This window comes from Paenibacillus xylanivorans (assembly GCF_001280595.1).
Lineage (GTDB): Bacteria > Bacillota > Bacilli > Paenibacillales > Paenibacillaceae > Paenibacillus > Paenibacillus xylanivorans.
In genome coordinates this window covers 108,882-123,412 of record NZ_LITU01000053.1, presented here as the reverse complement: position 1 = coordinate 123,412, position 14,531 = coordinate 108,882, and the positions used below count along the sequence as shown (strand labels likewise).

The following is a 14,531-nucleotide window of genomic DNA, read 5'->3' as shown; positions in this document are numbered from 1 at the left end:
AGATGTTTTCTTATCCTTGTCCATTTTAATTCAAGATATCCCGTTTCGTAAAGACAATGAATGACACAAAGAGTGAAGCAATGCCCCAAACACTAAGCACAATAAGGGAAAAACCCAAATTCATCCCTTCGATTGGTGGCAAACCTCCAGACAAATAATTCGGAAGTTCGAGGTTAACCATGAACAAATATTTGGCTGACTGCCAGGAAGCGGCCATACTGGTGAGAATAGTTCCTGCGATGAGTGCTGCCATCATAATAACAATACTTGCAGCTGTACTTCGCACTAATACAGAGACCATGAATGCAAGCATCGCCACAATTATACTGACGAACCAGATCAGTCCTGCCTGCATCAGCATGTACAGCCACTGGTCCACAGCATGTACTGCTGACATATCGACATCTGTGCCGACAACCCTGAATCCGGTAAAGATCGGCATGCCGAATCCTTTATATCCGAACACCGCTCCCGAGATTATATAACAGATAATGTACGCCGACACCACAATAATCGACACGAACATCATCAGCGTTATGAGCTTGCTCAGCAACACTTTCCAGCGTTTGACCGGACGAGTCAGAAGCATTTTGATCGTACCTGTGGTGCGCTCACCGGATACCAGATCCGAAGCAATCGCCATAATGAGCAGCGGAATAAACAGTCCAACGGCGTTATTCATGAATTCCCGCGTGAAAGTTACACCGCCAGGCTCCTTCGGATTGATGTCATTCTCCAGATAGTATTGCATTTGCTGGATGTACACAGTCCTGTACTTTTTGTATTCTTCAGGTACCCGGTCACTGCCAAGCGAGTTCTGGTTATCTGTAATGGCCTGTTGCAGTTCAAGCCGCCAGTCGCCGCCAAACTTGTCACGATTATTTTCCGCAGATTTCATCTGGGCATACGTAAACATCGGGACCAGCACCGCGAGAACGATAAAAATAATGTAAAGACGTTTTTTCTTCACCATCTTGATCGTTTCGTTTCGGATCAGCGGCATGATATTACTCAATGGATTCACCTTCTGTCATTTTTAAGAATAGCTGTTCCAGCGTTGGCTGGATCCGCTGCACTCCTTCAACCTGAATCCCGGCTTGTACCATCTGCTGTACCAGGTCCGGAATCCGCTCCTCGTGCATTTCAGCAACGACAGCGTTCGGACCAAGTCCTGCAATAATGGTATCATCCATGACGTCTGCAGGACGATCCACCAGCGAAATGCCTGCACTCAGTAGCATTTTTTTGCCTGCATCCAGTGGAGTAACATGCCATATTGCCAATTTGGAATGATCTTCAATCAGTTCATTGACGCCACCAACCCTGAGTACCCGCCCTGCACTAATAATCGCCACTCTGTCACAGAGAAGCTGAATCTCGCTGAGCAAATGACTGCTGACGAATACAGCCATGCCCTCGCTTGCAAGCTGTTTGATAAAGACACGAAGTTCCTTAATCCCTTTGGGATCAAGTCCGTTCGTTGGCTCATCCAGAATCAGCAGCCGCGGGCGTCCAAGCAATGCCTGTGCAATGCCAAGCCGTTGACGCATCCCCAGAGAGTAGGTTCTTACTTTATCATGAATCCGCTGATCAAGGCGTACAATATCCACTACGTCCTGAATACGGTCATTATCCACCCCGGGCTGCATACGGGCAAAATGCTCGAGATTCTCCCATCCAGTCAAATATGTGTACACTTCAGGGTTTTCAACAATGGAACCGACGTATTTCAAGGCTCGTTCAGGATCACGATTGACATCATAACCACAGACTTGAATTTTGCCTTCCGTCGGTTTAATCAGATCGACTAACATCCGAATGGTTGTTGTTTTCCCGGCACCATTCGGACCCAGAAAACCGAAAATTTCGCCAGGTTTAACGTCAAAAGTAACATCCTTAATGATCCACTTGCGTCCAATTTTTTTCTTCAAATTCTGCACGGACAATACGGAATCAGTCTGTTCTTGTGCCATTTATTTTCCGCTCCCTTCTGCTGGAGTCTCTGCCTGATATTCCTGTGCAATCCGAACCGCAATTTGCTCGTAGCCTTCTCCATTGGGATGAAAATGATCTGATGACAGATACTGTCCCAGATGATTTTCAAACAAATCAAATGTAGGTACGAGTGTCATCTTGTCCTCGTTGTTCAGTACCTTCATTGCAGCATCGTTCCATGCAGCTACAACCGCATTCCCCGGCTCTTTGAGTTCTTTCACATCACCAAACGGATTGTATAGCCCTATGTAGGCAATCTGTGCATCAGGGTTAATTTTTTTCACTTTCTTCAAAATCTCCTGCAAACGCTTCGACGTCTCCGGCAATGCCGCAGCAAGTGTCTCTGCCGTTGGCATGTCTTCTCCCTGTAGAACTTGTCCACCCTGGAACAGATCATTCGCTCCGATCGACAACAGAATAAAGTTGGACTGTTGTAAGACATAACGTATGCCCTGTTCATCTAGCTTGTTCAATAATGCGTCTGTTCTCAAACCATTCACACCCAAATTGTTCAACACCTGCACATCATATCCCTGATCCTTGAGCAAATTTCCTGCCCGTCTTACAAAACCAAGCCCTTCATCATCCCCAGTACCTCTTGCCAGAGAATCGCCGATCACAGCCATTCGAATTTTACCATCATTCACCGCAGACGTTGGTTCCCCGCTATCCTTGGCAGGGATCGTTGTCTGCTTTCCTGTGCCTAGTTGGGCATCTCCCTCTGGAAAAATGACGTCTTTAATGGCATATCCAAATCCAAATAACAGCAGCAATGTTGTCAATATGGATACTGTACTGATGGTTCTCCAGATCCATGGCGCCGAATCAAGATTTCTTTTTTTCATTCATCACATCTCCGCTCATGTACACCTGGCCGGGTACTTAAAATTTAAAATGATTTTACATTAAGATGACGCGTTTTCTAAATAACATAAATGTTCTGTCGCTAATTTGCAAATTTTGCCGCTATATAAGGGATTTCGGTATAATATAAGCTTTTACAAAAAAAAGCTATGTCACGCACAGCTTCACGCTGTGATGACATAACCTTTTTTTGAATTAAAACCAAAATATTCTTCAATATAATCAATTAATTGCCGATAAATTCTTGAGCCCAATATCCGTTGTAGTATCCAACACCGATTTTCGTAAAGTTTTTGCTTAGGATATTCGCACGGTGGCCTTCGCTATTCATCCAGGCTGTAACAACCTCTTGAGGTGTTTTTTGCCCTTTCGCGATATTCTCGCCAGCATAGCTGTAAGTTACTCCGAATTGTTTCATCATGTCAAACGGAGAACCATAGGTTGGTGATTGGTGATCAAAATAATTGTTGTTGCTCATATCTTTCGCTTTGGCTACAGCCACTTTGTCCAAAAGAGCATCGGAAGCCAATGCGCTCAGGCCTGCTTTGGCACGTTCAGCGTTCACAAGTTTTACGACCTGAGCTGCAAAATCCGATTGTGTGCTCTCACTGCCGCTGTTGCTTGTATTCCCCGTGTTGCCTGCAGTCGCTCCAGTGCCAGTATTTGAAGGATCTTTGGCTGGCGTAGTTGCTGGTTTCTCTTCTTGAGTCGGTTTTGCAGGTGTTACCGGTTTTGCAGGTGTTGTGGGTTGAGCTGGTTTAGTTGTTTGATCAGGCTGTGTTGCCGGCTTCTCTACCGTTGTCTGCCCCTCGCCATTGGATACAGTGTAACCATTATCTTTCAGCCATTGTTCAATGTACGCTTTTAAGCTTTCTGCGCTCGTAATTTTATACGTTGTAGTTTTAGTAATAGTTTTATATGATGCATCTGCAGCAGAAGCGGAAGCAGGGAGCATAACCCCTACGGCAAGTACGGCTGTCAGACTGCTGGTTACGACGGTTTTCATCCATTTCTTCTTCAAATTCATTCATCTCCTTAAAAATTAGTTATGACAACTTTGTAATTAGTACTCTAGGAGTATATCAATTCAATAGTAGATTGTGAACCCATAAATTATGGAAAAGTAACTTTTTTGTCATTTTTACAACCTGTTTCAAATGAAAGTGAACGGTTTATAGTACATTGCACTATATTCTGCAATTGCTCTTAAAACGCTGGCACATCAGCAAAAATCTCAACCATCATCCTTAAAATACAGTAAAAAAAATGGCATTCGGACAAAAAAACTCGCCGAATGCCACTTATCTTCTATTTATCATTCACCACACCAGAAACGTGAAGATGTCGATATAATAAAACTTTTTTCTATAGAAGGACTTTACTGAAACGATAGCCTCTCTTCTGGAAACCAATATGCTCGTAGAAAGAAAAGGTTGTTGAAGTCACTTCACGGTTCGCTCCGGTGACAAACAATTGTTTCCCACCTTGCTGTCTGCCCCAATCCTCGGCACGAGCCATCAGACGACGACCAATTCCGCCCCCACGATGTTCCTGCCCTACAATCAAGGACGTAATTTGCGCGGCAGGTTCCGGATAGGCATGACTCTGCACACATTGCAAGCCAATCACACCAATAATTTGTTCATCCACTTCGGCAACAAGCATGCATGCGTTTGGATTGCTTTCCAAACATTCAATGCGCTCTTTCATGACATTGGCTGTTGTGGGATAGCTGACCTCTCGCATCAGTCCCGTTACCGCTTCAGCATCTCGCAGTTCACACTCTCGGATCATCAGTACAGGGGCCTCAACATTATTGGACATGATTTACCTCCACTTTCAGCATATTAGCGGCTTGTACCGCTGTTTTACGAGCTTCTTTCACATCTTGGCCGGCACTTAACGCTACGGCCATTCGGCGTCCCACTTTGGTCTCAGGTTTGCCAAATACACGAACCTGAGTACGAGGAAGCGCCAGTGCTTCTTCAATCCCGCCTACAGTAAAGTCAGATGTTTCATCATTAGCCTTCAGCGTTGCTGAAGCTCCCGGTGTCAGTAAATGTACACCCGTGACCGGAAAACCAAGAATTGCACGCACATGCAGCGCAAACTCGGAACTATCTTGCGTTACCATGGTAACCATACCTGTATCATGCGGACGAGGCGATACCTCGCTGAACACGACTCCATCTGCTGTCAGGAATAATTCAACCCCGAACAGTCCATAACCACCGAGCTCATCGGTAACAGACTTGGCAATATGACAAGCTTGCTCCCATTGCTCCGGTGTCATCGCATGAGGTTGCCACGATTCGACATAATCCCCATCTTTCTGAATGTGACCAATCGGAGGACAAAATACAGTCCCTGAGACAGATCTAACAGTGAGCAGCGTAATTTCGCTGTCAAACTTCACAAAGCTTTCCACAATGACACGTACGGATTTGCCGCGTGCTCCCGAAAGAGCAATGTTCCAGCAATCCTCTACGTCATCCGATGTGCGGCATATGCTCTGCCCTTTACCGGAAGAACTCATTAGTGGTTTAATGACGCATGGTGTACCCAACTCACGAACAGCATCCCGAAGTTGTTCCAGGTTGTCCGCAAAAAGATAGGCCGCTGTCGGAAGGTTCAATTGTTCGGCTGCCAGACGGCGGATGCCTTCGCGATCCATCGTTAAACGGGCAGCACGGGCCGTAGGAACGACACAAAATCCTTCTTCCTCAAGCTCGAGTAAAGCTTCTGTTGCGATAGCTTCAATCTCAGGTACGATGTAATGAGGTTGTTCCTTTCGGATCAATTGTTTCAGAGCTTCGGCATTTAACATGTCGATGCAGTAAGACCGATGTGCGACCTGCATAGCAGGTGCGTTTTCGTAACGATCAACAGCGATCGTCTCTACTCCCAGTCGTTGGGCCTCAATAACGACCTCTTTTCCCAATTCTCCGCTGCCCAGTAGCAGCATTTTTTTGGCTTGAGCCGAAAATGGAGCACCCCACATGTTCTTTCCAATCCTCCCAAAGAGAAATCTTCTATATCTATCTCTCTATTTTCGGGGTTTTGGTTAAAGAATGCAAGAGTGCTCCCTATTTTTCTTGTGAATTTTACAAGATTTTTTGTGTTTTTTCGATCAATTTTTACAAAAATCTGTATTGAGCTTCTATTAATCCATTATAAACTCCTTGTTTCTGGATAAGTTGCTCATGGTTTCCTTCTTCCTTGATTTCACCATGATCCAGCACGATAATGTTATCCGCATTTCGGATCGTCGAGAGACGGTGGGCCACCATAAAGGAAGTTCTTCCTTGCAATAGCACTTTCAAAGCCTCCTGAATTTTGAGCTCCGTTTCGGTGTCAATGCTGGCAGTCGCTTCATCCAAAATCAAGATTCGAGGGTCAGCCAGCAAGGCACGGGCAAAGGATAACAATTGTCGTTGTCCCATGGATAATACATTGCCCCGTTCTTCGACTTCCGTATCGTATCCACCCGGCAGCTTCATAATGAATTCATGGGCATTAACAGCCTTCGCAGCTTCTTCCACTTCTTCATTGGTTGCATCCAGCCGTCCAAAACGGATATTATCGCGAATGGAGCCAGAGAAGATAAACGTATCCTGCAACACAATACTGATCTGGCTGCGCAGACTCTCAACGGTAACATCCCTTACATCCTGACCATCAATAGTCAGACGTCCGCCAGATATGTCATAGAATCGGCTGATGAGATTGATAATGGTACTTTTACCGGAACCCGTATGACCTACAAGTGCAATCGATTGTCCGGCACCTGCAGCGAAACTGATTCCCTTCAGCGCCTGTCTGCCTTTCTCATATTCAAACACCACATTGTCGAATACAATATCTCCTTTAATAGAAGGAAGCGGCTTGGCTCCAGGTTTATCTGCAATGCTCGGCTCCTCATCCATAAACTCGAAAATCCGTTCAGAGGAAGCCATGGCAACGAGCAACTGATTGTACATCTGTCCCAGACGGTTAATCGGGTCCCAGAAGTTGCCGACATAGTTGGCAAAGGCTACAAGCAATCCGATCGTCAGCTGCCCTTCTTGAATCAGGTAAGCACCGAACCAGAACAGGATTAACGTTCCGAAGCCGCCTGTAATTTCAATCAGAGGACCAAAACCCTGGTTCATGGCCGATGCTCTATCCCAGGATTTTTTGCTCGACAGATTCATGTTGTCAAAATACTTCATGTTTTCTTTTTCCTGCGTATAAGCCTGAGTCACACGAATCCCCTGAATGGATTCATTCAAATGGGAGTTGATGCGTGAGTTCTTCATGCGTACATCCTGCCAGGCACGGCGGATCAGCACACGCAGTTTGGTCGAAATAATAAACATGAGCGGAACCGTAATAATGACCGCAAGGCCCAGTTTCCAGTTGATCAGCAGCAAAATGACGATAATCCCCAACAGCTGCACACAGTCAATCATGACGTTAACCGCACCGTTAGTGAACAGGTCCTGCAACGAGTTGATATCATTGGTGACGCGCACCAGCACCGAACCCGCAGGCCTTTTGTCGAAAAAGTTAAAGGACAGCTTCTGAATATGTTTGAACAAATCCGAACGAAGATCGTAAATGACCCGTTGTCCGATAATGTTCGTCAATTTGATTCTGTACGTATTGGCAGCCCATTGAATCAGGTACAACACAAGCACAGAACCAGCAATAATGTAGAGCATCGTCAAGCTTGGCAACCCCGTTGCAGGTGCAATCGCTTTATCAATCGCCAAACTGATCAAAAATGGAACGGATAATTTCGTAATGGTGCCTAGAATCATCATAAGAATAATGAGTGGCAAGAGTTGTCTTGCATAAGGCTTCATGTACGCGAACAAACGTCCGAACTCACGCCAGTTAAACGGTTTTTCAATTATTTCGTCGTCTTTATATACAAAACGTTCATTCATTTTCTTGTCAGAGGTCTCTTTGACCTCACGCCTATCGGCTACCGTTTCGGCACTCATGAATTCACCTGCTCCCCAGCCTCCCGCTTACCGCGGGCAATATAATCTGCGTATTGAATCTGATATACGTCCCGGTAAGGCCCAGGTTCTTCGATGAGACGTTTGTGTGTTCCACGTTGAACAACCCGTCCTTCATCCAGCACCAGAATTTCATCTGCGTGACGCAGGGAAGAGATTCGATGCGCAATGATAAACGTAGTCCTTCCACGCATGACTTCCTGGAAACCCGATTGAATTTCATGTTCGGTCTCCATGTCAACCGCACTGGTTGCATCATCCAGGACGAGAATTTTCGGGTTTTTCAGCAGAGCCCTTGCGATGGCAATCCGTTGTTTCTGTCCTCCGGACAGGCCCATCCCGCGTTCCCCAACGACGGTATCGTAACCATCAGGGAATTCCATGATAAATTCATGGGCTTTAGCAAGTTTCGCTGCGCGGATAATTTCATCCATTGTTACATTCTTGAGTCCATATGATATGTTGTTCCGAATGCTGGAAGAGAACAGGAACGTTTCCTGGAACACAGAAGCAATCTGACTCCTCAGGCTGCGAATTCCAATGTCTTTAATATTTTTGCCGTCCAGCTTGATGGTTCCCGAGTTCACATTGTATGCACGCATCAGGAGCTGAATAATGGTCGATTTACCCGAACCTGTTCCTCCCAGGAAGCCGATTACAGAGCCTGGTGGCGCATCAAAGTTTATATCGGTTACTGCCGGCATTTTATTGCCGTAAGCAAAGGTAACGGATTCAAAGGTTACATGCCCATTGACTTGATCAGCCTCCACAATGACTGGATCTTCTGTCTCTTGTACATCCACCGGCGTATTCAACAGTTCCAACACCCGTTCACCCGATGCTTTGGATTGCGTATAGTTGTTGATGTGGAAGCCAAGGTTCCACATTGGACCGATTATGTACCAGATCAAACTGAAAAAGGCAACGAGTTGACCGAGTGTTAACGATTTTTCAATAACCATGTTTCCGCCCACCAGTAGCAGTAGCACTACGCTTACAGAAGCGAGTATCTCCATGATCGGAAAATAGTGGCTCCACAATGTTGCAGCATGAATCTGATTCGTTTTGTAACGCTCGTTGCGTGTGGAAAACTTCTCCACTTCGTAAGGCTCGCGTGCAAAAGATTTTACAGTCCGCACTCCTGTAATATTCTCCTGTACCGCCGTCGTCAATGAACTGAGTGCCAGCCGCATTTCTTGAAACGCAGGGTGAATTCGGGATTCGAATCTCAGCGCAACGAAGGCAAGCAGAGGAATACATATGAGCGTAAGCAAGGTAAGCTTCCAACTCATGGTCATCATCATGATTGCGCCGAATACGACCATCAGAACCATGTTGAGAATTTGAGCGAAGCCAAATCCAATAAAGTTGCGGATTGCTTCGAGATCTCCCGTGAGGCGGGACATCAAGTCTCCCGTTTTGGCCGTATCATAATACCGGAAGGATAAAAATTGAAGCTTTTCGTAACAAGCGTTACGAAGTCGGTACGCCAGGAAGTTTCCGAGACGCCCTCCAAAAAGACCGTGTAAAAATTGCATTCCTGCTTTTAGAATAACGACACCTAATACCGTTAAAGCAAGTTTGGGAACGTCTTCAAAATTACGCGGAGTGATAACGTCATCAATCAGTATCCTTAGCAGGTTTGGATACACCAGCCCAAGCGCGGTCGCTATGGCGAGGCATAAGATCGATAAAAATAAATACGTACGCTTCTCCCAGAAAAAGATCTGCAATTGCCTGAGAACATCCATGTCTCTCCTCCTCTTATATCGTTCAAAAACAGTATGAACATTTATGAAGTTTATCACCGTCCCCCATTCGCGGCAAAGCGAATAAGCGACCATATTCCGGCTACTTTCACCTTAATGCGTCATTAAGGGAGGTAGATACCCTCCTATCAATCAAATGTTTGAATATTCTCTTTCTTTCAGGTTGTTCGTACCAAAAAAGGCTCCCTGTATGCCTTTAGAGGCAGGGGCCTTTTTTGGTACAGCGACAACATTTCAAAATATCGCTGTATAACTCATTTTGTTTTAAAACCGTTTCCATACAGACATGGATTTGAATACCTTTTATTCACGTTCGATCTGTCCCAGTTGTATAGACAGGCCCTCCCATTTTCCGGCAGGGATTCCACTGGTCAGTGTCTCATGAAGGGCACCTACGGCCTCCTCAAGTCTCTCTTCCAATTGACCGGATTGATGCTGCAAAGACTGCACAAGCTGGTTGTCATAGAATTGAACCAGCTTATTCTCTGCAACAGGTAGAACATCGATCACCATCTGTTTAATAACAGGATCAAGTGCTTCTTGCAGCCGCTGGCGTCCATCTCCTTCGAAGAACTGTTTCGGATTACGGAAATAACCCAGATATGCTTTCCAACCCGAAGGTTCTTCCAGACGCACCTCTTCTAGGACAGGTGTACTCCAGCGTTCGTTCAGTGGCAACGACAGATCCATCCCACCGGACAATCGTTTCAGTTCATCTACACATTCGTTCACTTGCTTGTGCAGCCAAGTCTGACCAGCCTGTTCGAGTCTAAGTGTGGTTGCGAGCAGTTCCTGTTCCAGTTCGATGGCAATCATGCGCAGCAGTTCGCGACCGCAGGCAGCGAAGGCTGCTTTCAGATTTCCCCGATCCTCGCGAAGAACTGATGGGTGGAATGCCTCTGCCATGAACAGACTAAAACGATAACCCAGGCGCTGCCGCACATGGAAGAGCAGTTCAGCCGTTTCCTGAGCCAATTCCGCCTTCATGGACCGTTCCGCGAGCAAATGTACCCTCTGAAGTGACTGTTCCTGGATTGAGCCAAGCTCATCCCGACGTCGCTGTAGAACCTCTTCCCCCTGAGTTGCATCCTCAGAACGTGTCTTCAGTCGTTTGATCACCCGTGCGATCTCTTCAGAAGCCCCACCGACCGCAAGATCCGCAAGCTCTCTTCCTGCGAATCGGTTAAATTCTTCCTCGAACTGAATAAAGCCGGATTGCTCCAGTAACGTCGCATCGTTGGCCGTCTTGCCTTCCATCGCCAGCATGCTTGATACCGGAAAGAGACGTGGTGCACGAATGCCATTACTGCGCAGTTGTGTGCTCACATGGTCCAGCACCTGCTCCAACTCCTCCTCAGAGGAAGACAAATCACTCGCATTAACCACAAAGAACATCTGATCCATCGCCGAGCTGTCTTTTACTCGTCCCAATTGATTCAGGAACTGTCGGTCTCCCTGAGAGAAAGCATGATTGTAGTACGTTACGAAAATGAGTGCATCCGCATTCTTCATATAATTGAATGTCACGCCCGTATGACGGGCATTCACGGAGTCAGCCCCCGGCGTATCCACAAGTACGATGCCTTGTTCTGTCACATCACAACTGTAGTACAGGTCAATACTATCGACAAAGCAGGACTTCTTCTCATTGGCGACAAAGTTTCTATATCCGTTCAGATCTACCAGCACATCCTGGCCGAGTTGATCTGCGGTATCCTCCCAGCCTGCTGCGGCTGCCTGCAAAAAGCTGTAATGCGGGCGCCCCGCCGGATGCACATCCTGTGGCGAAAGAGCTTTGACCCGTTTTTGCCAGTCTGCCCCAGGCTCGCCCAGTCCGAGCAAACGGAAGGAATACGCCAGATCTTCCTGGAAGGCGTCCGAGCTCTTCATCCGGACCCGAGCTGTTCCATGCTCCGCGCCACCTGCCGGAGCCATGATCCGGTTAATTGCCGCTGTCGTTGGATGCGGCGAGACCGGTAATACGGCTTCGCCCAGCAACGCGTTGGCGAAGGAGGACTTGCCGGCGCTGAACGCTCCGAACAGCGCCAGCGTAAACGTGCCGCCCGCAAGCGAAGCCGCACGTGCACGCAGATCCCGTACCGCCGACCCCATGGCGGGGTACGGCTCTACCAGCGCAGCGGCGGCTTCCAGCCGTGCCGCCGCTGCGTCCAGGCGCCGGCGGCGCTGTGCGCCAGCCGCCGGCTGCCCAGGCACTGCCGCTTTGCGCGGCGGCGGTGCCCCTGGAGTCTGTGGCTGCGCAGCCACAGACTCTGCCGTGCCCGCGTGCGGGCCGGGAGCTTCGCCCGGCTCGTGCGTGGGCACGGGCGGGCCCTGCACCTCCGGCAACAGCCCGGAGGTGAGGGGGCCCGCAGGAGGCAGCAGGCTGCGCAGCCCTGCTGCCTCGGCGTCGGCGGCGCGCTGCAGCGCCGTATAGCGCGCCGCCGACGCCGATTGCGCCAGCAGCGCTGCGCGGCTGGCGTCCAGCGCCTGGAGCGCGGCTTTGCCCTGCGCGCCCAGCGCTTCAAGCAAGCGGTCGGCCAGCATCATGGCCGCCCTGCGGTAGCGGGACTCAATCTCGCCCCGCACCTCCTTGCTAAATTGAAGCACATACTCGGGAGATACCTCTGCGCTTGCGCTCCGTTTCATCTCCAGTAGTGCTTCATCTACCACAGGCAGCTCCGCGTTCAGTGCCTGCTCCCACTCAGCGCCCCACAGCTGGTGGGCCTCACCCAGCTGTCTGAGCATGGTACGGATATGAACCTCGACTTGTCCCGAGACCTGATCCTGCAAAAGTCTAACAAGCTCAGCAGCACGACGCTGTTTCTCCTGTTCCGTTTTGCCACCAGAGAACAATAAGCCTACCCGGAAACCGGGTTTACGGCTTTCCAAATAGGCCGCGGCAGAGGTACGAATATCGGCCGGGGTCAGGTTCGCATTCGCCAGAAGGGGTTCAAGCTCCGCCCGAAACTTCTCCCGTTCACGCGATGGTTTGGAACGAAGCTCTGCTTCCTTTTGATCCAGGAGACCCAGTTCACGTTCTAGGCGTTCAATCCCTTCCTTGCCCCCAACTTCCTCCAGAAGCGCTGTTTCTTCCTCTTCGCGTTCTTCCGCCTGTCTTGTTAGGTGCTGCTCAGTCACATGGCTCGCCGAGCTTGCAAGGCTGTGCCTGATTAATCCTTCCTTTTCATTCATCATATGTTCAATCAGTTGAGGAAGCTGCTCCCACTGGCTGTAACGATGCTCCTTGTCCCGAAGCGAAGTAAACAGCAGACCATCATACCGGACTTCCCAGGCTGCAAAAATAGCTTCTACACCTTCAACATATTGGTCAAACGAAAGCTCCTGCTCCCGATGTTTGTCAATCTGATTTACGATAAGAAACAACGGTTTGCCCCAATCGGATAGACTTTTGGCAAAAGAAAGGTTACTCTCCGATTGTACATGGTTATAATCCATCACATAGAACACCACATCGGCAAGATGAAGTGCTGAGTGTGTTGCTAGGCTGTGACCCTGATCGGTCGAATCCACGCCTGGCGTATCAAGTAATACCGCATCATCTTTCAGTAGGGGGATGTCATCCCATACTTCAATGGAGGTGTATGCCCCACCATTCTTGCAATACTCTTCCAATTGTTCTGGCGAAACCTCAAGAACTCCCGCTGAATTGTCAGCGCTTACGTTTGATGACGTATAAATAAGTGCTCTCGGCTCACCGTTACGGATGGATACAACATTCGCACTTGTAGGTACAGGACTCGAAGGCAAAACCCGCTTGCCGCATAAACTATTAATTAAACTCGATTTGCCTGCTGAGAAGTGTCCACAAAACGCAATCGTTAACTGTTTCATTTCCGCCTTACTGATCAAATCCGTTAAAGCCTGTACAGCTGTATGGTCCCCTGTCTGCTCCATCGCTTCTCGCAGTGGAAGCAGAGGTTTGGCCATCTCTACTGGGTAATCTGTTCTGGACATGACTGGCCTTCCCCCTGGCTCCTCTAATTTGACATCTGGTCCGATGTCTTTATCTTATAATTCATTTATTTTACCATTATCAAGTTTGAAATTGAACGGTTTGAATGCAAGATGGCTGACAAAGAAAATCTCACTCAGCAATTCTCCACATAAAAAAATAAAACCGATGCTGTCGGTTTTATCTGTGAAACGATTGTATTCCATAAGCTTGCTGCGTCCATGTCCAATCGGATCACCTTCAAAAGGATAACCCTGTGACATAGAAGCAGCATAACTTATTATCCCAAATCTCTTAAGAAACAGCGTTCTCCATCGAAGGCAGCAAAATTTCAAATACTTGTCCATGCTGCAAAATCGTAATGTCACGACCTTTGTCTCTCATGACAACCACTTCTGGTTTCGTGGACATACGCTCCAGATAATGTTCAGGCACATCGCCAGAATGACTTACAGTGATACCTTCTACTTCTTTTTCTTCGTTTTCAGCCATTTCCTGTTCAACGATTTGTTCGAAAATATCGGAGAAGGCCTCAAAATTGTCAGTGTACACGGAAATGCATTTCATGATTACTCATCCTCTTCTGCTCATTAATTTATTTTTCGTTTTGGGGTTGTGGCACGTTCCTTATCTTTCCTGATTTGGGACGTTTTCATACGCTTTTTACCTTCTCTGCATATGTCCAGCAATGGACAGACATGACATTGAGGGTTTTGTGCCTTGCAATGGTAGCGTCCAAAAAATATGAACCGATGATGAGTTAAAGTCCACTCATCCCGGGGTACGCGCTTCATCAGTTTTTTCTCGACTTCAAGTACGGAGTCATCCCAACCTGCCAGTGCCAACCTTTTGGATACACGTTCAACATGCGTATCAACCGCAATTGCCGGTACTCCAAATGCATTGGATACAACGACATTTGCA

The 14,531-nt window shown here is 47.7% G+C and carries 12 protein-coding genes; all 12 read right to left on the bottom strand.

Annotated features, from left to right (window positions below):
• Positions 1-25: 25 nt before the first annotated feature.
• On the bottom strand, positions 26-1,015 hold the full coding sequence (locus tag AMS66_RS10580) for an ABC transporter permease (protein WP_053780755.1): 990 nt from the start codon (positions 1,013-1,015) through the stop codon (positions 26-28).
• Positions 1,008-1,973, bottom strand: coding sequence for an ABC transporter ATP-binding protein (locus AMS66_RS10575; RefSeq protein WP_053780754.1), 966 nt, complete (start codon positions 1,971-1,973; stop codon positions 1,008-1,010). The genes AMS66_RS10580 and AMS66_RS10575 overlap by 8 nt, the downstream gene beginning before the upstream one ends.
• On the bottom strand, positions 1,974-2,840 hold the full coding sequence (locus tag AMS66_RS10570) for a GDSL-type esterase/lipase family protein (RefSeq protein ID WP_053780753.1): 867 nt from the start codon (positions 2,838-2,840) through the stop codon (positions 1,974-1,976).
• 245 nt (positions 2,841-3,085) lie between these two features.
• Positions 3,086-3,880 (bottom strand): CAP domain-containing protein, encoded by a 795-nt coding sequence (locus AMS66_RS10565; protein WP_053780752.1) that lies wholly within the window; start codon positions 3,878-3,880, stop codon positions 3,086-3,088.
• 344 nt (positions 3,881-4,224) lie between these two features.
• The gene (locus tag AMS66_RS10560) at positions 4,225-4,683 is read right to left on the bottom strand and encodes a GNAT family N-acetyltransferase (RefSeq protein ID WP_053780751.1); all 459 of its coding nucleotides are present in this window, start codon (positions 4,681-4,683) and stop codon (positions 4,225-4,227) included.
• Positions 4,673-5,860 (bottom strand): formate-dependent phosphoribosylglycinamide formyltransferase, encoded by a 1,188-nt coding sequence (purT, locus tag AMS66_RS10555; RefSeq protein WP_053780750.1) that lies wholly within the window; start codon positions 5,858-5,860, stop codon positions 4,673-4,675. Before purT ends, AMS66_RS10560 begins: the two co-directional genes overlap by 11 nt.
• A gap of 136 nt (positions 5,861-5,996) precedes the next feature.
• Positions 5,997-7,847, bottom strand: a complete 1,851-nt coding sequence (locus AMS66_RS10550) for an ABC transporter ATP-binding protein (RefSeq protein WP_053780749.1) — start codon at positions 7,845-7,847, stop codon at positions 5,997-5,999.
• Positions 7,844-9,616: an ABC transporter ATP-binding protein gene (locus AMS66_RS10545; RefSeq protein WP_053780748.1), complete on the bottom strand. Its 1,773-nt coding sequence runs from the start codon at positions 9,614-9,616 to the stop codon at positions 7,844-7,846. The genes AMS66_RS10550 and AMS66_RS10545 overlap by 4 nt, the downstream gene beginning before the upstream one ends.
• Before the next feature lie 321 nt (positions 9,617-9,937).
• On the bottom strand, positions 9,938-13,609 hold the full coding sequence (locus AMS66_RS10540) for a dynamin family protein (protein WP_053780747.1): 3,672 nt from the start codon (positions 13,607-13,609) through the stop codon (positions 9,938-9,940).
• A gap of 54 nt (positions 13,610-13,663) precedes the next feature.
• Entirely contained in the window at positions 13,664-13,954 is a 291-nt protein-coding gene (locus tag AMS66_RS33170) for a hypothetical protein (protein ID WP_236703328.1), read from the bottom strand.
• Positions 13,902-14,174, bottom strand: coding sequence for a hypothetical protein (locus tag AMS66_RS10530; RefSeq protein ID WP_024630585.1), 273 nt, complete (start codon positions 14,172-14,174; stop codon positions 13,902-13,904). Before AMS66_RS10530 ends, AMS66_RS33170 begins: the two co-directional genes overlap by 53 nt.
• Before the next feature lie 23 nt (positions 14,175-14,197).
• A partial coding sequence (locus AMS66_RS33635; protein ID WP_407944535.1) for an endonuclease III domain-containing protein occupies positions 14,198-14,531 on the bottom strand: 334 nt, incomplete at its 5' end.

Excerpts from the sequence above, each read along its gene's own strand:
- AMS66_RS10575 (WP_053780754.1), bottom strand. The coding sequence starts at position 1,973 with ATGGCACAAGAACAGACTGATTCCGTATTGTCCGTGCAGAATTTGAAG.
- AMS66_RS10560 (WP_053780751.1), bottom strand. The coding sequence starts at position 4,683 with ATGTCCAATAATGTTGAGGCCCCTGTACTGATGATCCGAGAGTGTGAA.
- AMS66_RS33170 (WP_236703328.1), bottom strand. The coding sequence starts at position 13,954 with ATGGACAAGTATTTGAAATTTTGCTGCCTTCGATGGAGAACGCTGTTT.
- purT (WP_053780750.1), bottom strand. The coding sequence starts at position 5,860 with ATGTGGGGTGCTCCATTTTCGGCTCAAGCCAAAAAAATGCTGCTACTG.
- AMS66_RS10530 (WP_024630585.1), bottom strand. The coding sequence starts at position 14,174 with ATGAAATGCATTTCCGTGTACACTGACAATTTTGAGGCCTTCTCCGAT.
- AMS66_RS10540 (WP_053780747.1), bottom strand. The coding sequence starts at position 13,609 with ATGTCCAGAACAGATTACCCAGTAGAGATGGCCAAACCTCTGCTTCCA.
- AMS66_RS10550 (WP_053780749.1), bottom strand. The coding sequence starts at position 7,847 with ATGAGTGCCGAAACGGTAGCCGATAGGCGTGAGGTCAAAGAGACCTCT.
- AMS66_RS10570 (WP_053780753.1), bottom strand. The coding sequence starts at position 2,840 with ATGAAAAAAAGAAATCTTGATTCGGCGCCATGGATCTGGAGAACCATC.
- AMS66_RS10545 (WP_053780748.1), bottom strand. The coding sequence starts at position 9,616 with ATGGATGTTCTCAGGCAATTGCAGATCTTTTTCTGGGAGAAGCGTACG.